13 protein-coding genes and 1 pseudogene are annotated in these 17,237 nt (G+C 65.5%); 8 read left to right on the top strand and 6 right to left on the bottom strand.

Annotation, left to right across the window (positions count from 1 at the left end):
• The first annotated feature begins 38 nt into the window (after positions 1 to 38).
• On the top strand, positions 39 to 2,324 hold the full coding sequence (gene clpA / locus AB839_RS06085; RefSeq protein ID WP_061478688.1) for an ATP-dependent Clp protease ATP-binding subunit ClpA: 2,286 nt from the start codon (positions 39 to 41) through the stop codon (positions 2,322 to 2,324).
• A gap of 72 nt (positions 2,325 to 2,396) precedes the next feature.
• Here the strand turns inward: clpA and AB839_RS06080 are convergent, their stop codons facing one another.
• The 4 genes and pseudogenes from AB839_RS06080 to AB839_RS06065 all read right to left on the bottom strand — a co-directional run bounded on the left by AB839_RS06080 (position 2,397) and on the right by AB839_RS06065 (position 5,216).
• Positions 2,397 to 2,891, bottom strand: a complete 495-nt coding sequence (locus AB839_RS06080; RefSeq protein ID WP_313770389.1) for a hypothetical protein — start codon at positions 2,889 to 2,891, stop codon at positions 2,397 to 2,399.
• Between the two features lie 89 nt (positions 2,892 to 2,980).
• Positions 2,981 to 3,199, bottom strand: coding sequence for a translation initiation factor IF-1 (infA, locus tag AB839_RS06075; RefSeq protein ID WP_005409596.1), 219 nt, complete (start codon positions 3,197 to 3,199; stop codon positions 2,981 to 2,983).
• 161 nt (positions 3,200 to 3,360) lie between these two features.
• A pseudogene (gene aat / locus AB839_RS06070) lies at positions 3,361 to 4,026 on the bottom strand (leucyl/phenylalanyl-tRNA--protein transferase); the annotation flags it as partial.
• Between the two features lie 65 nt (positions 4,027 to 4,091).
• Positions 4,092 to 5,216: a GNAT family N-acetyltransferase gene (locus AB839_RS06065; protein ID WP_061478686.1), complete on the bottom strand. Its 1,125-nt coding sequence runs from the start codon at positions 5,214 to 5,216 to the stop codon at positions 4,092 to 4,094.
• A gap of 192 nt (positions 5,217 to 5,408) precedes the next feature.
• Between AB839_RS06065 and AB839_RS06060 the strand changes: the two genes are divergently transcribed.
• Entirely contained in the window at positions 5,409 to 6,887 is a 1,479-nt protein-coding gene (locus AB839_RS06060; protein WP_061478685.1) for an N-acetylmuramoyl-L-alanine amidase, read from the top strand.
• Between the two features lie 100 nt (positions 6,888 to 6,987).
• Here AB839_RS06060 and trxB read toward each other — a convergent pair whose 3' ends face one another.
• A complete protein-coding gene (gene trxB, locus AB839_RS06055) occupies positions 6,988 to 7,959 on the bottom strand; it encodes a thioredoxin-disulfide reductase (RefSeq protein ID WP_005416486.1) in 972 nt (323 codons plus the stop codon).
• 233 nt (positions 7,960 to 8,192) lie between these two features.
• Between trxB and AB839_RS06050 the strand changes: the two genes are divergently transcribed.
• From AB839_RS06050 to AB839_RS06030, 5 genes are all read left to right on the top strand, one after another.
• Positions 8,193 to 10,553 carry a DNA translocase FtsK gene (locus AB839_RS06050; RefSeq protein WP_061478684.1) on the top strand — a complete coding sequence of 787 codons (2,361 nt, stop codon included), beginning with the start codon at positions 8,193 to 8,195 and terminating at the stop codon, positions 10,551 to 10,553.
• 39 nt (positions 10,554 to 10,592) lie between these two features.
• Positions 10,593 to 12,530: a DUF3857 domain-containing protein gene (locus tag AB839_RS06045; RefSeq protein ID WP_061478683.1), complete on the top strand. Its 1,938-nt coding sequence runs from the start codon at positions 10,593 to 10,595 to the stop codon at positions 12,528 to 12,530.
• Positions 12,531 to 12,641: 111 nt separating this feature from the next.
• Complete coding sequence (gene lolA / locus AB839_RS06040) at positions 12,642 to 13,280, top strand: outer membrane lipoprotein chaperone LolA (RefSeq protein ID WP_005413289.1); 639 nt, start codon at positions 12,642 to 12,644, stop codon at positions 13,278 to 13,280.
• 241 nt (positions 13,281 to 13,521) lie between these two features.
• Positions 13,522 to 14,799, top strand: a complete 1,278-nt coding sequence (locus AB839_RS06035) for a replication-associated recombination protein A (RefSeq protein WP_227836677.1) — start codon at positions 13,522 to 13,524, stop codon at positions 14,797 to 14,799.
• Positions 14,800 to 14,987: 188 nt separating this feature from the next.
• Positions 14,988 to 15,359, top strand: coding sequence for a DUF805 domain-containing protein (locus AB839_RS06030; RefSeq protein WP_026346975.1), 372 nt, complete (start codon positions 14,988 to 14,990; stop codon positions 15,357 to 15,359).
• A 73-nt stretch (positions 15,360 to 15,432) separates the two neighbouring features.
• Here AB839_RS06030 and AB839_RS06025 read toward each other — a convergent pair whose 3' ends face one another.
• Complete coding sequence (locus AB839_RS06025; RefSeq protein ID WP_061478682.1) at positions 15,433 to 15,807, bottom strand: hypothetical protein; 375 nt, start codon at positions 15,805 to 15,807, stop codon at positions 15,433 to 15,435.
• Positions 15,808 to 16,128: 321 nt separating this feature from the next.
• Here AB839_RS06025 and AB839_RS06020 point away from each other — a divergent pair, with 321 nt between their 5' ends.
• Positions 16,129 to 17,157: an alpha/beta hydrolase-fold protein gene (locus AB839_RS06020; protein ID WP_061478681.1), complete on the top strand. Its 1,029-nt coding sequence runs from the start codon at positions 16,129 to 16,131 to the stop codon at positions 17,155 to 17,157.
• Positions 17,158 to 17,237 lie beyond the last annotated feature (80 nt).

The raw sequence follows: 17,237 nt of genomic DNA, 5'->3' as shown, positions 1-17,237 counted from the left end.
AGGCCGCATATTGTTCCCATCTGCCGCCGGAGTAATCCATGTTCAGCAAAGACCTCGAACACACCATCGGCCAGTGCTACAAGCGCGCCCGTGAGGCCCGGCATGAGTTCATGACGGTCGAACACCTGCTGTTGGCACTGCTCGACAACCCGTCCGCCCAGGCCGTCCTGAAAGCCTGTGGTGCCGACGCCGAACGCCTGCGCCAGGAGCTGGAGCAGGCCATCGAGGCCTCGGTGTCCCGCCTGGCCGAGGATGACGGCCGTGACACCCAGCCGACCCTGGGCTTCCAGCGGGTGCTGCAGCGGGCCGTGTACCACGTGCAGTCCTCGGGCAAGAAGGAGGTCACCGGCGCCAACGTGCTGGTCGCCATCTTCGGCGAAAAGGACTCCCACGCCGTCTACTACCTCAACCAGCAGGACGTGACCCGGCTGGATGTGGTCAATTATCTATCCCACGGCATCGCCAAGCTGGGCGAGGAAGGCGAGCAGCCGTCCTCCTCCTCCGACGGCGAGGGCCGCATGGAAGGCGGGGAGGGCGAGCCGAAGGGCGATGCCCTGACCGAATTCGCCAGCAACCTCAACGAACAGGCCCGGTCCGGCCGCATCGATCCCCTGGTCGGTCGTGGCGACGAGATCGAGCGCACCATCCAGGTCCTGTGCCGCCGCCGCAAGAACAACCCGTTGTACGTGGGCGAGGCCGGCGTGGGCAAGACCGCCATCGCCGAGGGCCTGGCCCGCCGCATCGTCGAGGGCTCGGTACCCGACGTGCTGGCCGACGCGGTGATCTACTCGCTCGACCTGGGCGCGCTGGTGGCCGGCACCAAGTACCGCGGCGACTTCGAGAAGCGGCTGAAGGGTGTGTTGACCGCGCTGAAGAAGGTGCCCAACGCAGTGCTGTTCATCGACGAGATCCACACCATCATCGGCGCCGGCTCGGCGTCGGGCGGCACCATGGATGCGTCCAACCTGATCAAGCCGGCCCTGGCCTCCGGCGAGCTGCGCTGCATCGGTTCGACCACTTTCCAGGAATACCGCGGCATCTTCGAGAAGGATCGGGCGCTGGCCCGCCGCTTCCAGAAGATCGATATCGTCGAGCCTACCGTGGGCGAGACCTACGAGATCCTGCAGGGCCTGAAGTCCAAGTACGAGCTGCACCACAGCGTGACCTACTCCGACGAGGCGCTGCAGGCTGCAGTGGACCTGTCGGTGAAGCACATCGGCGACCGCCTGCTGCCGGACAAGGCCATCGACGTGATCGACGAGGCCGGTGCCCGCCAGCGCCTGCTGCCGGAAGGGCAGCGCAAGGAGCTGATCGACGTCGAGGAAGTGGAGGCGATCGTGGCCAAGATGGCGCGCATCCCGACCAAGCAGGTCAGTGCCACCGACAAGGACGTGCTGCAGCATCTGGAGCGCAACCTGAAGATGGTGATCTTCGGCCAGGACCCGGCCATCGAGACGCTGTCCTCGGCGATCAAGCTGGCCCGTTCGGGCCTGGGCAATCCGGAAAAGCCGATCGGCAACTTCCTGTTCGCCGGCCCGACCGGTGTCGGCAAGACCGAGGTGACCAAGCAGCTGGCGCTGCAGCTGGGCATCGAGCTGGTCCGCTTCGACATGTCCGAGTACATGGAGCCGCATTCGATCAGCCGCCTGATCGGTGCCCCTCCGGGCTACGTCGGCTTCGACCAGGGTGGCCTGCTGACCGAGAAGATCGTCAAGACGCCGCACTGCGTGCTGCTGCTGGATGAGATCGAGAAGGCGCACCCGGACATCTTCAACATCCTGTTGCAGGTGATGGACCGCGGCGTGCTGACCGATACCAACGGTCGCGAGGCCAACTTCAAGAACGTGGTGCTGGTGATGACCACCAATGCCGGCGCGGCGCAGGCCTCGCGGCGCTCGATCGGCTTCACCAAGCAGGACCATGCCACCGACGCGATGGAGACCATCCGCCGCAGCTTCACCCCGGAGTTCCGCAACCGCCTCGATGCGGTGGTGCAGTTCCAGGCGCTGGGCTTCGAGCACATCCTGCGCGTGGTCGACAAGTTCCTGATCGAGCTGGAAATGCTGCTGCAGGACAAGCACGTCAGCCTGTCGGCCACGCCAACTGCACGCGACTGGCTGGCCCACCACGGCTTCGACCCGCTGATGGGTGCGCGTCCGATGGCCCGCGTGATCCAGGACAGGATCAAGCGTCCGCTGGCCGACGAGCTGCTGTTCGGCAAGCTGGTCAACGGCGGCAAGGTGAGCATCGATGTGCGCGACGACGAGCTGGTGGTCGAAACCCAGGCCGAACCGGAGCGCCTGCTGCCGGTCACGGTGGAATGAACTGACCCCCGGCCGGTTTCGGCGGACCTGAAATGACAAGGGCGGCTTCGGCCGCCCTTGTCATGTGCGCCGTCAGCGGCTGCGCTGGCGGGCTTTCTTCTTGAAGGTTGCCTCGTCGACTGGCTCGATCTGCGACACGATGCAGCGGCTGGAATCGGTGTTCAGCTGGCTGCGGCCGGCAGCGCACAGCAGGCCCTGCTGGCCGTCCGTGGCGAAGCTCAGTTTCCGCGAGTAGCCTGCCGCCGAGCAGTCGTCCTGGAAATGCACGACGTAGTGGTCCTGGCCATTGCGCAGCAGGACGTTGCGCGAGGCGCCGGCGCGCACCAGTTGCTGGTCGCTGCCCAGCTGGACGCAGTCACTGGGGGTGGAAAGGGTGTCGGCGGCGTGCACGGGCGCTGCGCTGGCGGACACGGCAAGGGCGACGAGCAGAACGGTCAGCGGGAGCATGTTCATGGCAGGGCAGGGGGATGGCGATCCGGACTGGACCGGGTCCCACGATGCCGCTACGGATGCAGATGCGAATCTGCCGCAAGCAGGGCTGACCGACGTCACGGTGAGTTCGGTCACGATGACCTCCGGCAGGGCCGGATTGCAGGCATGACAAAAGGCCAGCAACCAGGGCTGGCCTTGTCGAAGTGGCGCAGCGCGCCGACCGCTTACTTCATGCGGTAGGTGATACGACCCTTGGTCAGGTCGTACGGGGTCATTTCAACCTTGACCCGGTCACCGGTGAGGATGCGGATGTAGTTCTTGCGCATGCGGCCGGAGATGTGGGCGATGATTTCGTGCCCATTTTCCAGACGAACGCGGAAAGTGGTGTTCGGCAGCGTCTCGCTGACGGTGCCCTCGAACTCGATGGAATCGTCTTTCGACATGTAGTCCTGTGCGGTTCAGAAAACGGCCACGCTGGGCCTAAGGCGCGGTATTTTACGCGTGACCGGCGCTGCTTGCAAAGTTTGTGTTAACCCCCTGCCAAATCCCGTGCCGGCAGGCGTCCCACCGCCCGCGTCCAAGGTCCTTCACGGCCGTCATGGCGCACGGCCTGGCGCACGTGCTGCAGGAATTCCGCGCGCGGCAGGTGTTCGGCGCCCATCCGCAGCAGGTGCGGATTTTCCACCTGGGCGTCGATCAGCTCCCAGCCCCAGCCGTGAATCGTGGACGCCAGTGCCGCCAGCGCGATCTTGGAACCACCGCTGGCGCCACTGAACATGCTCTCGCCGAAGAACATCGACCCGATGGCCACCCCGTAGATGCCGCCGACCAGCGACTGACGGTCCCAGACTTCGAACGAATGGGCGAAGCCGAGGTCGTGCAACTGGCTGTAGGCCTCGACCATCGCCGGGCTGATCCAGGTGCCGTCCTGGCCGGGCCGAGGTGCCGCCGCACAGGCGCGCATCACCTGGCTGAAGGCGGTGTCGGCGGTGACCTCCCAAGTGCTGCCGCGCAGCTGGCGGCGGAAGCGGCTGGACAGGTGCACGCCATCGGTGCGGAACACCATGCGCGGGTCGGGCGACCACCACAGGATCGGCTCGCCCTCGCTGAACCACGGAAAGATGCCGCCGGCGTAGGCGTTGAGCAGGCGCGCTGGATGCAGGTCGCCGCCCACGGCGAGCAGGCCGTCGGGCTGGCGCAGGGCGGTCTCGGCCGGAGGGAAGGCAGCGTCCGGCGCATCGGCCAGGCGCCAGGGCAGCTGGCGGGTCATGCCGGCATTGTAGTCGTCGCGGCCCCGCGCGAATGCCGCGGTAGCTGCCAACCTTGGTTGGCTGGTCACCCGTCCGCGCGAAATGGGCTGTGCCCCAGCAGCTCCTGCCGGTACCGACGCACATCACGCCGTTCCTGCCGGCACCACTCCTGCAACGCCTCGGAGAAATCCGCGTCGGCCACCCAGTGCCGGCTGCGTACCAGCGTCGGCAGGAAGCCTCGCGCCAGCTTGTGCTCGCCCTGTGCGCCCGGCTCGAAACGGCTCAGCCCTTCGCGCAGGCAGTATTCGATGCCCTGGTAGTAGCAGGCTTCGAAATGCAGGCCGGGCAATGTGGCGCCGCCCCAGTAGCGACCGTACAGCGTGTCACCACCGCGCAGGCAAAGTGCGCCGGCGATTGGCTGGCCTTCCTGCTCGGCCAGGAACAGCACCAGCCCACGCCCCAATGAAATGGCCAGATGGCGCAGGAAAGCCTCGGTCAGCGCCGGGGCATTGCCGTATTCCAGGAAGGTCTGCAGGTAGAAGCGGTACATCGCCTGCAGGTCGGCGCGGCTGGCGTCGTCGCCATGCACCACGCGGAAGGTGATGCCCTGGCGGGCGACCTTGGCCCGTTCCTGGCGGATGTTCTTGCGGTGCTTGTGGTGCATCGCGCCAAGGAACTGGTCGAATGTCGCCCAGTCACCCGGGTTCTGCCACTGGAACTGCACGTCCTCGCGCAGCAGCCAGTCATCGCCGAACAGCGCCTCGTCCGCTGCGGTGTGGAAATTGATATGGGCCGATGACACGGCCAGTGCCGGCAGTGCATCGCGCAACGCCGACAGCAGCGTGGTGCGCTCTGAATCGTGACGGGCCAGCAGGCGCGGCCCGGTGACCGGCGAGTACGGCACCGCGCCCAGCCACTTCGGGTAGTAGTCGCGGCCGTGGCGGGCATAGGCGTTGGCCCAGGCGTGGTCGAACACGAACTCGCCGTGCGAATTGGACTTCAGGTAGCCGGGAATGGCGCCGACCAGCGTCCCGCCTTCCCACAGAGTGAAGTGCCGGGGCTGCCAGCCCCAGTCCTCGCGCAGGCAGCCGTGTTGTTCCAGGCCTGAGAGGAAAGCGTGGCTGACGAAGGGGTTGCGGCCGTCGTGCAGGGCATCCCAGTCGGTGGCGGGAATGGACTGCAGGGAGTCGAGGAAGCGGGGGGAGGGCATGGTTGGCAAGGATAAGTCAGGTGGATCGCGAACGGTGCTGGCGGGGGTGGGTTGGTTTGCTCTGCGGGGGCATGAGGAAAGTTTGAATTCTCCAACCGTGTGCATCTGGTGCGGAATCACCGGCGCACGGCTCGGCAGGGTGGCGGGGCGCTGCATGAGTGGCGCGCATCCAACCACATGGAGAAATGAACAATGAAGGGATTGAAGCTTGCTTCTGCCGTGGTCGCGTGTGGCTTGTTCTTTGTGTCACCTGTTTGGGCTTCTGGAGATCAGCCAGCAAAAGTGCTTGAGGATCCAAGTGCCTACGCGGAGGTGGTTGCGCTGTTGGAGCGTGAAGTTGGGAGCCAGTTGACGCGTCATTTGCAGGAGAGGGGTGAGCTGCGACACGTCAGCGTCAGCATCCGTCTCAATGCGAAGGCAAGATCAATGGTGATCAGCTTTGGGCCTGGATATCTTCCGGGCCCCGATCGGGGTTATGACGAACTCTTCCTGATTCCGATGGCGTCCTCGTTGAGGTTCTATGCCGAAAAGTCAGGACTGATTGTGAATGACATTGATTTCCTATTCGACGGAAAAACCCTTGAGGAGTACTACCCGGAGGATCTCGCCGTTCCGCCGCAGGCGCGGGCGAGATCGACGCATACCTCAGCTTTGGTATCAGCAAGCCATGGCTACATCAGTTTGCATCCCAGCAGAGAATGGAAGTTTCAGCGCCCAGCGCCTCTCGGCATTCAGGAAGACACGCTGAGTCCACTGTTTGGCGACGAACTGCAAGGATTGATCGAACAACGTAGCGGTTTGACCGTGCACCGGGCACGCAGCCGCTCCACGGAACTCCATCCGGAGTCCGGGAAGCCATGGGAGCACATGTCATCCCGCTACCACCTCAAGGCGCTTTTCCCCGAACGCACCGACATGTGGAATGAGTTTCCGAACAGCCCAGAGTCTGCTCGCGAAAAGGAAGAGGACATACGGGCTCGCCCCAACTACGCAAACCATCTGGGTGTGGATGTGATGCTGAGCCTGCACACCAATGGCAGCGATTCAGCCAGTCTGCGTGGAACCGAGGTCTACTATCATCAGGACAAACCGCAGGACAAGGCGCTGGCGGATAGCATTCTCTGTGGGATGCGTGAAATCATCCGAGCGCAACCGGGTTATCGGGATTTCCCGATTCGCGAGAGTTCGACCTCGGCCAGGCACGGCGAGAACCGCATTGGGACGATGCCCTCGGTGATCATCGAAACCGCCTACCACTCCAATCCTGACGATGTGGCTGCCTTGCAGGACCCCGTCTTCCGCTCGGCCTCCATGAAAGGGGTGGAGAAGGGCTATCGCCTGTGGGCACAGGACAAGGCTTGTGAGCCTTTGATGCTCCACCCCATCCCCGATGTCGAGGTTCCGCTGCAGGCGATGCGCGAGCTGACAGTGGCTTTCGCGGGCAATCCCCAGTACCCCCTGGAGCTTGAAGTGGTCGTGGCAGATTGTGATCGGCCCGGATACTGCACGCCGTGGAAGGGCCGCTTTGAGGATCCGGATGCGCCGGTGAAGTTCGGAGTGAGCTGCTCCTCCACGGAGCCCGGCTCAGTCCGCTGGAATGTCCTGATGCGCGATGCGGACGATGTCGTCGCGGCGCCGGTGGCGTTCACCCAGTCCTGTGTCCGGGCCTGAGTGGTGCCTGGAGCGGGTAGTGGGGTTGCGAAAACGGGCGCTTGCGCGCCCGTTTTCCTTAGTCGAGCATGGCTCGACTCTACAGAAGCAGGTTCGCTTCTCAGCTGGCCTTCCCCTGCGCGTCCAGGTAGCGCTCGGCGTCCAGCGCGGCCATGCAGCCGAAGCCGGCCGAAGTGATCGCCTGGCGGTAGTGCTGGTCGGCCACATCACCGGCGGCGAACACGCCTTCCACCGAGGTCTGGGTGGCGTTGCCGCCCAGGCCCGAGCGGATTTCCAGGTAGCCGTTGTTCATCGCCAGCTGGCCGTCGAACAGGGTCGTGTTCGGATGGTGGCCGATGGCCACGAAGAAACCGTGGGCGTCGATGTCGCGGGTGCTGCCGTCCAGGGTGGACTTCACGCGCACGCCGGTCACGCCGGCGTCGTTGCCCAGCACTTCCTCCACCTGGTGGTGCCAGACGGTCTCGATCTTGCCCTCGGCCACCTTCCTGAACAGCTTGTCCTGCATGATCTTTTCCGCCTTCAGGGTGTCGCGGCGGTGGACCAGGTAGACCTTGCGGGCGATGTTGGACAGGTACAGCGCCTCTTCCACGGCGGTGTTGCCGCCGCCGACCACGACCACGTCCTGGTCGCGGTAGAAGAAGCCGTCACAGGTGGCGCAGGCGGAGACGCCGCGGCCCTTGAAGGTCTCTTCAGTCGGGATGCCCAGGTACTTGGCGGTGGCGCCAGTGGCGATGATCAGCGCGTCGCAGGTGTACTCGTGGCTGTCGCCGATCAGCTTGAACGGGCGCTGCGACAGGTCGGCGGTGTGGATATGGTCGAAGATGACCTCGGTCTCGAAGCGCTCGGCGTGCGCCTGCATGCGCGCCATCAGGTCCGGGCCCATCAGGCCGTGGGCGTCACCCGGCCAGTTGTCCACCTCGGTGGTGGTCATCAGCTGGCCACCCTGCTGCAGGCCGGTGATGACGACCGGCTTCAGGTTGGCACGGGCGGCGTAGACGGCGGCGGTCCAGCCGGCCGGTCCGGAACCGAGGATGACGAGGCGCTGGTGGCGGGAGGGCAGGCTGGTGCTCATGTAAACTCGCGAAAAGGTAGATGGGGCAAGGCGCTGGCGACGTTTGCGCAGCATCCTCGGCAGGTCATAGAGTGGCGGCTGGGGCAGGGCGATTCAAGCCGATGAACAGAACGCCGTCATCCAGCGGTGGTTCCGGGCCCCGGATTGCCCTGTCGGGCGTCGCATAACTGAAAACTGACGCCGTCTCATTTATTATCAATCACTAACAGCGCATTCCAAAGGTATGGTCTAAGGTGGCGAAGCAGGTCCCCGAACGCTCCAAGTCCGACGACAGCAAGGCGTCACGTCGCACGGCCGCGGCGGCGACGACCGACAATCCACGCCGCCAGCGCCTCTGGCGCGACCTGGGCCTGATCGCCATCGCGCCGGCCCTGCTGTATCTGGCGGCCAGTCTTTTCACCTATTCAGCGACTGATCCGGGCTGGTCGCATACCGGCAGCGTGGTCGCGCCAGTGCACAACCTGGGTGGCCGCGCCGGCGCCTGGATCGCCGACGTGCTGCTGCAGCTGTTCGGCTACATCGCCTTCCTGTTGCCGGTGGTGCTCGGCGCGTTGGCGTGGATCGCCATGTTCGGCCTCAAGCGCGAGAGCAAGGGTGACAACGATCTGGACCCGGCGCTGCGCCTGGTTGGCCTGGTCGGCTTCCTGATTGCCGGCACCGGCTTCCTGCACGTGCGCCTGTTCAGTGGCGACGTCTCCAGCGCTGGCGGCATCCTCGGCAAGCTGGTGGGCAATTCGCTCACGGTGGGCTTCGGCGCGCTGGGCGCCAACCTGTTCGTGCTGGTATTGCTGCTGGCCTCGATCACCCTGGCCACCGGGCTGTCCTGGTTTACGGTGATGGAGAAGATCGGCCGTGGCGTGATGTCGCTGGCGCCGTTGCTGGAACGCAAGAAGGAAGAAGTCACCGAGTGGAAGCAGACCCGGGTGATGCGCGAGGAGCGCCAGGAAGTGCGCAAGGCCGACGCCGAGGTGCGCGCCAAGCGCGAGCCGGTGAAGATCGAGCCGCGTCCGGAGCCGGTGATCGAGAAGAGTGATCGGGCCAAGCGCGATACCCAGATTCCGATGTTCCGTGGCGTCAACGGCGATGGTTCCGACCTGCCGCCGCTGGCGCTGCTGGATGATCCCAAGCCGCAGCCGAAGGGCTACGACGAAGAAACGCTGGAAACGCTGTCGCGGCAGATCGAGTTCAAGCTGAAGGACTTCCGCATCGATGCGCAGGTGGTCGGCGCCAACCCTGGCCCGGTCATCACCCGCTTCGAGATCGAGCCGGCACCGGGCATCAAGGTCAGCCAGATCAGTTCGCTGGACAAGGACATCGCGCGCGGCCTGTCGGTGAAGTCGGTGCGCGTGGTCGACGTCATCCCGGGCAAGTCGGTGATCGGCCTGGAAATTCCCAACGTCACCCGCGAGATGATCTTCCTGTCCGAGCTGCTGCGCTCGAAGGAATATGACAAGTCGGCCAGCGTGCTGACCCTGGCGCTGGGCAAGGACATCGCCGGCCGCCCGACCGTGGCCGATCTGGCGCGCATGCCGCACTTGCTGGTGGCCGGTACCACCGGTTCGGGCAAGTCGGTGGCGGTCAACGCGATGGTGCTGAGCCTGCTGTTCAAGGCCTCGCCGAAAGACCTGCGGATGCTGATGATCGACCCGAAGATGCTCGAGCTGAGCGTCTACCAGGGCATTCCGCACCTGCTGGCGCCGGTGGTCACCGACATGAAGGAGGCCGCCAACGGCCTGCGCTGGTGCGTGGCCGAGATGGAGCGCCGCTACAAGCTGATGAGCGCGGTGGGCGTGCGCAACCTGGCCGGCTTCAACAAGAAGGTGAAGGAAGCCCAGGACGCCGGCCAGCCGCTGATGGACCCGCTGTTCAAGCCGAACCCGGAGCTGGGCGAGGCACCGCGTCCGCTCGAAACGCTGCCGTTCATCGTCATCTTCATCGACGAATTCGCCGACATGATGATGATCGTCGGCAAGAAGGTGGAAGAGCTGATCGCGCGCCTGGCGCAGAAGGCGCGTGCGGCCGGCATCCACCTGATCCTGGCCACGCAGCGCCCGTCGGTGGATGTGATCACCGGCCTGATCAAGGCCAACATTCCGACCCGTATCGCCTTCCAGGTCAGCTCCAAGATCGACTCGCGCACCATTCTCGACCAGTCCGGCGCGGAGACCCTGCTCGGCCACGGCGACATGCTGTACCTGCCGCCGGGTACTGCGCTGCCCGAGCGCGTGCATGGTGCGTTCGTGTCCGACGACGAAGTGCATCGCGTGGTCGAGCACCTCAAGGCGATGGGCCCGGCCGACTATGTCGACGGCGTGCTGGACGAAGTGCAGACAATGGGCGACGGCGTGGTCGTCGGCGCCACTGGCCTGCCCGAGACCAGTGCGGCCGGCGACGAGTCCGACCCGTTGTATGACGAAGCGCTGCGGGTGGTCACCGAGACCCGTCGTGCATCGATTTCCGGCGTGCAGCGCCGGCTGAAGATCGGCTACAACCGTGCAGCGCGACTGATCGAGGCCATGGAAGCGGCCGGCGTGGTCAGCCCGCCCGAGCACAACGGCGACCGCACGGTGCTGGCACCGCCGCCGCCGAAGTAAGACCCGACGTATCCCCCACGACGTCCAAGGAACCGACGCATGCTTCACCCCGTACCAAGCGCGCTGGCGCTGGCAGCCCTGATGGCTGCCGGCCCGGCACTGGCAGAAACCGCCACCTCCGCGCCCGCCACGGCGCCGCCATCCACCAGCGGCGATACCGAAGCCAGCAATAATTTCAGCATTGTCCGTTACCGCGCCGACTACCAGGTGCGGCCCGATGCGGGCAATGTGCAGACCGAAACCTACGAAGTCCTGCTCAAGACCAAGGCCTCCGTCGAGCAGTTCAGCCAGGTGCGGCTGAGCTACAGCGAGAAGATGGAAACGCTGGAAGTGCTCGGCGCCTACACCATCACTGCCGACGGCCAGCGCCGCGACGTTCCGGCCGACCGTATCTACACGCAGGAGAGCTACTCCAGCGCTTCGGCGGCGATGTATGCCGACCGCAAGGTGCGGGTGATCGTGTTCCCGAACCTGGCCCCGGGCACGCGCCTGTACTACCAGGTGCGCCGCACCCAGGCCACGCCGTACTTCCCGGGCTATTTCGGCCTGTGGGAGACCTTCAACGTCTTCACCGAGTACGAGGACGCCGAGGTCACCCTGAGTGCGCCGGCCAACCTGCCGATGTTCGTCGACAGCCGCGGCGTGCAGGGCAGTGACCGGCCGACAGTGAAGAATGGCCAGGCGCAATGGCGCTGGCGCTACCAGCGCCGCGAGGCGATGCCGGCGCAGAACTGGTCGGCGGCGGGCTGGGAGTTCGGCCCGAACATCATGGCCAGCACGTATCGTGACTGGTCGCAGATGGGGCGCGCCTACCAGCTCAAGGCGGGCCCGGCGGCCGAGGTGACCCCGGCGCTGCAGGCGCTCGCTGATGAGATCACCGCCGGCATCAGTGACCGCCGCGAGCAGGCTGACGCGCTGTATCGCTGGGTGGCGCAGAACATCCGCTATGTGGCGGTGTACCTGGGCAACGGCGGCCTGGAGCCGAACAGCGCGCAGAGCATCCTCGACAACCACTACGGTGACTGCAAGGACCATGTGACGATCCTCGAGGCGCTGCTGGCGGCCAAGGGCATCGCCAGCTCGCCGGTGCTGATCGGTGCGGGGGGCGGCCCGACGCTGCCGAAGATTCCGGTGCTGGGCCGCTTCAACCACGCCATCACCTACATCCCCGAGTTTGATCTTTACCTGGATTCGACTACCGCGTGGGCGCGCTTCGGGCAGTTGCCGGAAGGTGACCTGGGTGCGCCGGTGATGCGTACCCGTGATGCCACGCTGGCGCGTACCCCGGCCAACACGCCGGAGCGCAATGCCACCTCGATGGAAGTGCGATTCACCTTCGACGCCGACGGCAACCTGCGCGGCGAGACGATTCCGAAACTTGGCGAGAACGCCGAGATCGGCATGCGTGCGCAGTTCTCCCAGCTCAACGCGCAGAACCGTGCGCGCGCTGAAGAGCAGATCATGGCCTCGTCCGGTTTCGATGGGCGAGGGCAGCTGCAGATCCAGGGCGTGCCGGTCGACCTGACCCGGCCGTTCGGCTACCGCATGGCCTTCCAGGCTGAGGATTACGCCGACTTCAGCGTGGCCGGCGGCATGGCCGTGCCGGACCCGCCGGGTGGCGAGTCGGTGCGTGGCTTGTACGCCACCGCCTCGGCGCCGGCCAACGAGACGCCGTTCTACTGCAATGCCAGCCTGCGCGAGGAAACCTATCGCCTGCAGTTCCCGGCCAATGCGCCGATCATCGCCATTCCGGCCAGCCAGCGCTTTGCCAATGCCGCTGGCGAATACCGGGTGGACTGGAGCCGCGAGGGCCAGGACGTGATCGTGCACCACCGCTTGCGGCAGAACGCGGTGCGTGGGCCGGAGGCGCTGTGCCAGCCGCAGGACTACCCCGCGTTCCGCGCGCTGTACCGCGAAGTGCGTCGCGGCTTCCGCGGCCAGGTGCTGTACGGCAAGCTGCCGGCATCTGGCGGCTGAATCGCCGATGGACGTTCAGGGCGGCATAATGTCGCCCTGATCGCCCATTCATCTTTCTCCGGGCACACTGGCAACCACCTTTCCTGGCGCCCGCGCCCACAGGATTTCCGCATGAACTTCCGCTTCCGCCGTTTCCTTGCCACCACCACGCTGGCCGTGGCCTGCGCCGCCGCCGGCAGTGCCTGGGCTGGCGCTCGCGATGACCTGAAGACCTTCACCAGTGGCCTGAAGGGCCTGGACGGACAGTTCAGCCAGCAGGTGTTCGATAGCCGCGGCAAGGTGAAGGAATCGACCAGTGGCCGCGTGGCCCTGTCGGCGCCGCGCCTGTTCCGCTGGGAATACGTGCGCCCGCACGAACAGCTGATCGTGGCCGACGGCAAGAAGGTCTGGATGTACGAGCCGGACCTGGAGCAGGCCACCGTGCGCGAGCAGGGCAAGGAAGAACAGAACAGCCCGCTGACCGCGCTGATCAACCCGGCGCTGCTGGAACAGCAGTACGACGTCAGCGAAGAGGCCGCGCAGCGCGACGGCCTGCAGTGGCTGTCGCTGTCGCCGAAGCGCGAGACCGAAGCCAGCTTCCAGTACGCCGCGCTGGGCTTCAATGCGCAGGGCCTGGCCAAGATGGAAATCACCGACGCCGTCGGCCAGCGCACCGTGATCAGCTTCAGCGGCTGGAAGCGCAACCCGGGCTTTGCGGCTGGCACCTTCAGCTTTACGCCGCCGAAGGGCACCGACGTCATCGGTAATTGATCGGGGAAGCCGGGCATGGCCCGGCGCTGCCTGCTCCGGTGGGTGTCAACCGGCACCGCCTTGGTGGGTGTCAACCTTGGTTGACGCAATTTTGATCTGCCGGCCAGCGGCCGGCACTACCGGAATCGTCGTCACCCTGTCGCGGTACAATGTGCGGGTGGCAAGACATCGTTCAACTTCCTTCCCCGGCCCCGATCTGCTGAGCGTAGATCGGGAACATCTGCGCCCGCTGGCCGAGCGTATGCGCCCGCGCACCCTCGACGAAATGGTCGGGCAGAAGCGCCTGCTGGCGCCGGACAGCGCATTGCGCCGTGCAGTCGAATCCGGGCGTGTGCACTCGATGATCCTTTGGGGGCCGCCGGGCTGCGGCAAGACCACGCTGTCGCTGCTGCTGGCCGAGTACTCCGATGCCGAGTTCCGTGCCATCTCCGCCGTGCTGTCCGGGCTGCCGGAAGTGCGTCAGGTGCTGGCAGAGGCCGCACAGCGCTTCGCCGAGGGCCGGCGCACCGTGCTGTTCGTGGACGAGGTGCACCGCTTCAACAAGGCGCAGCAGGATGCGTTCCTGCCGCACATCGAGCGCGGCACGATCCTGTTCGTCGGTGCCACCACCGAGAATCCGTCGTTCGAGCTGAACTCGGCGCTGCTGTCGCGTTGCCGCGTGCACGTGCTGGAAGCGGTATCACCAACCGATATCGTCGAAGCGCTGGAACGTGCGCTGGGCGACCGCGAACGCGGCCTTGGCGAGGAGGGCATCGAGGTTGCGCCCGAGCTGCTGCTGGAAATCGCCACTGCCGCTGATGGTGACGTGCGCCGCGCACTGACCCTTCTTGAAATCGCCGCCGAACTGGCGGGCGGGGAGGGCGGTCGCATCACGCCGCAGACCCTGACCCAGGTGCTGGCCGATCGTACCCGCCGCTTCGACAAGGGCGGCGAGCAGTTCTACGACCAGATCTCAGCACTGCACAAATCCGTGCGCAGCTCCAACCCCGATGCTGCGCTGTACTGGCTGACCCGCATGCTGGACGGCGGTTGCGATCCGTCCTATCTCGCGCGCCGGCTGACCCGCATGGCCATCGAGGACATCGGCCTGGCCGATCCGCGCGCGCAGAGCATGGCGCTGGAAGCCTGGGACATCTACGAGCGGCTCGGTAGCCCGGAAGGCGAGCTCGCGTTCGCCCAGCTGGTGCTGTACCTGGCCAGCACCGCCAAGTCGAACGCGGGCTACGCCGCGTTCAACCAGGCCAAGGCCGACGTGCGCCAGAGCGGTACCGAAGAGGTGCCCCTGCACTTGCGCAATGCGCCAACCAAGCTGATGAAGGAGCTGGGCTATGGCGCCGAATACCAGTACGACCATGATGCTGAAGGTGGCATCGCGCTGGACCAGACCGGCTTCCCGGATGCGATGGGCGAACGGGTGTACTACAACCCGGTGCCGCGGGGCCTGGAGATCAAGCTGAAGGAAAAGCTTGATCGCCTGCGCGCCGAGCGTGAAGCGGCGAGGGCCGCAAAGGGCCGTTGAGTCGGCTTATGTAGCGTCGAGCCACGCTCGACTCCGCTCTGGACCGATCCAGCAGCACCTGCGGAAACAGCAGCCGAGCAGGGCTCGGCTCTACAGGGGTAATCGCAGTCGAGTGTGGTTCGTCACCACATTGTCCTGCGGGCGCTCCTTTGGCACACTGCGCGGCTACTTTTTCAAGGATTGATGCCGTGCAGGAAATGATTCTGCCGTTGAAGCGTTACGCCCAGTTCGAGGGCCGTGCCAACCGTCGCGAATACTGGATGTTCCAGCTGTTCCTGTTGATCGTCTCGGCCGTCCTGATGGTGCCGCTCATCGCCGGGTTGGTGATGCAGTCCGATGTGCTGGGCATCGCGTCGATCATCCTGTTCGTCGTGTTCTGGCTGGCGACGTTCGTGCCGGTCATCGCCGTCACCGTGCGCCGCCTGCACGACTGCAACCAGTCGGGCTGGATGTACCTGCTGGCCTTTGTTCCGTTCGGTGGCCTGGTGATCTTCGTGTTCGCGCTGCTGCCGGGCACACCGCAGGAGAACGTCTACGGCCCGGTGCCTGCGGGGCCGTGAGACTGCGTGAGTCGAGAATGGCTCGACTTCTACAGGGCGGGAAAACGAAGCCGGCGTTTCGCCGGCTTCCTTCTTACTTGATGCTGCAGTCGCCGAAGGACAGGTAATCCGTTCCCGAGCTGAACTGCAGCGTGCAGCTTGCGGTGAAAGTCGCGCCTTCTTCCAGTGCGCCCAGCTTGGCCGCCTGCTGTTCGTCGTCGCTGGTCAGCCGGGCCAGGACATTGCCCTGGTCGTCGCCGGCCTCGATCAGCGGCTCGCCCGCCAGGTTGCTGGAGACACCCAGGGCCACGGCAGTGAATGTCACCGTCTGGTTGAGTTCGTCCATGCCCAGAGACGAATTGCCGGCCTCTTCAAAGGCCTGGTAGAGCGTTGGCAGGTCCTGTGCGGCATGGGCGGCCAGTGGCGCAAGGAGGCCGAGGGAAAGGGCGATCAGGGCGGTGCGCTTCAAGGTGTTCTCGCAGTCACGGGATTCATTCCCGTGGATGGTGGTCAGTAGATCCACGCCATGCGTGGATGGGTTTGGCAAAGGACAGGGCGCGGCCGGCGGCTCGATTGCCCATCCATCCGCAGCCCTGCGAGGGAAGGGCGCTCCTGCGCCCCGCTGTCCGGCAAAATAGTGGATCCGGTGTTTCCGGCGCAACCGGGAAAATGAACGCATCGCACGCGTGATACACAGTGTGACGTTTGATCGATGTGATAATCATTCGCGTTTAAGGTAGACTGCGGTCCCCTGTGAACCGGCGGCCATCGGCCGCTTCTGCCGCCGCTGATGAAGCATTTCGTCCCGCCTTTGCGCCGTGGTCCACTGGCCCGCGGCATGGCCGCCCTGTTGATGGGGGTCCTGATGGCCACGCCCTACGCCCATGCGCAGCAACGCAATCCGCTGCAGAAGATCGGCCACACCGTGCTGGACGAGCCGGCGGCCAGCTATCGCTTTGAACGTTTCGTGGTGGACAGCCCGGACCAGCAGCGCCGTTGGCGGGTGAACCTGGCGATTCCGGCCAGGGCCGGCAAGACCCCGTCCCCGGTGCTGTACGCGCTGGATGGCAATGCCGTGGCCATGGTGCTGGACCAGCCGCTGCTGGCCGAGCTGGCCGCGCGCAAGGCGCCGCCGGTACTGGTGCTGATCGGCTACGACAACGAGCTGCGCATCGATTCCAAGGCGCGTACCTTCGACTACACCGCGTGGATCGACCGTGCCGACGACGAGAGCGGCACGACCCAGGCCGTCGGCGGCGGCGCTGCGGCTTTCCTGGATGTGATCGAGCGCCGCATCAAGCCGGAAGTCGAGCGACGCGCACGCATCGATACGCAGCAGCAGGCGCTGTGGGGCCATTCGCTGGGCGGGCTATTCGTGCTCAATGCGCTGTACACGCGACCTGCCGCGTTCCAGTCCTATCTGGCAGCCAGTCCGTCGCTGTGGTGGAGCCAGGGCGCGGCGCTGGGTGATCCGGAGCAGCAGTTCGTGCAGAACGTGCACGGCCAGCCGGCAAAGCTCTGGTTGATGCTGGGCGGTGCCGAGCGTGTTGGTGATCGTGGCAAGCGTGACATGAGCAACCCACGGGTGGTCGCGCATCTGCGCCGCATCGGTGGCGCCACGCCGGATGCGGCGATGCAGTTGTCAGAACGGTTGGCCAAGGTGCCGGGCCTGAGCGTGCAGTACCGCGAGTTCCCGGGGCTGGGACACGGCCCGATGCTGCCGGCCTCGTTCCACGCTGCGCTGCATGAACTGTATGGCGTGTCCGACCGCAGCGCCGGCGACGGCGCGCCCAGTGGCGGGGACAGTGCCGCCGAATGAATGCCTTCGCACGCCATGCCGTGCGACCCCACTACCCAGGCGAGGCTGCCGGCGTGCAGCGGCCCAGGCAACCGATGAAT

It is taken from the genome of Stenotrophomonas sp. DDT-1, assembly GCF_001580555.1.
Classification (GTDB): Bacteria; Pseudomonadota; Gammaproteobacteria; order Xanthomonadales; family Xanthomonadaceae; genus Stenotrophomonas; species Stenotrophomonas sepilia.
This window is presented reverse-complemented; position numbering and strand designations above follow the sequence as displayed.

What these genes read in the sequence shown, in the direction of transcription:
- AB839_RS06035 (WP_227836677.1), top strand. Translation starts at nt 13,522, where the DNA reads ATGCGCCCGCGCACCCTCGACGAAATGGTCGGGCAGAAGCGCCTGCTG.
- AB839_RS06020 (WP_061478681.1), top strand. Translation starts at nt 16,129, where the DNA reads ATGAAGCATTTCGTCCCGCCTTTGCGCCGTGGTCCACTGGCCCGCGGC.
- infA (WP_005409596.1), bottom strand. Translation starts at nt 3,199, where the DNA reads ATGTCGAAAGACGATTCCATCGAGTTCGAGGGCACCGTCAGCGAGACG.
- AB839_RS06045 (WP_061478683.1), top strand. Translation starts at nt 10,593, where the DNA reads ATGCTTCACCCCGTACCAAGCGCGCTGGCGCTGGCAGCCCTGATGGCT.
- AB839_RS06065 (WP_061478686.1), bottom strand. Translation starts at nt 5,216, where the DNA reads ATGCCCTCCCCCCGCTTCCTCGACTCCCTGCAGTCCATTCCCGCCACC.
- AB839_RS06060 (WP_061478685.1), top strand. Translation starts at nt 5,409, where the DNA reads ATGAAGGGATTGAAGCTTGCTTCTGCCGTGGTCGCGTGTGGCTTGTTC.
- lolA (WP_005413289.1), top strand. Translation starts at nt 12,642, where the DNA reads ATGAACTTCCGCTTCCGCCGTTTCCTTGCCACCACCACGCTGGCCGTG.
- clpA (WP_061478688.1), top strand. Translation starts at nt 39, where the DNA reads ATGTTCAGCAAAGACCTCGAACACACCATCGGCCAGTGCTACAAGCGC.
- trxB (WP_005416486.1), bottom strand. Translation starts at nt 7,959, where the DNA reads ATGAGCACCAGCCTGCCCTCCCGCCACCAGCGCCTCGTCATCCTCGGT.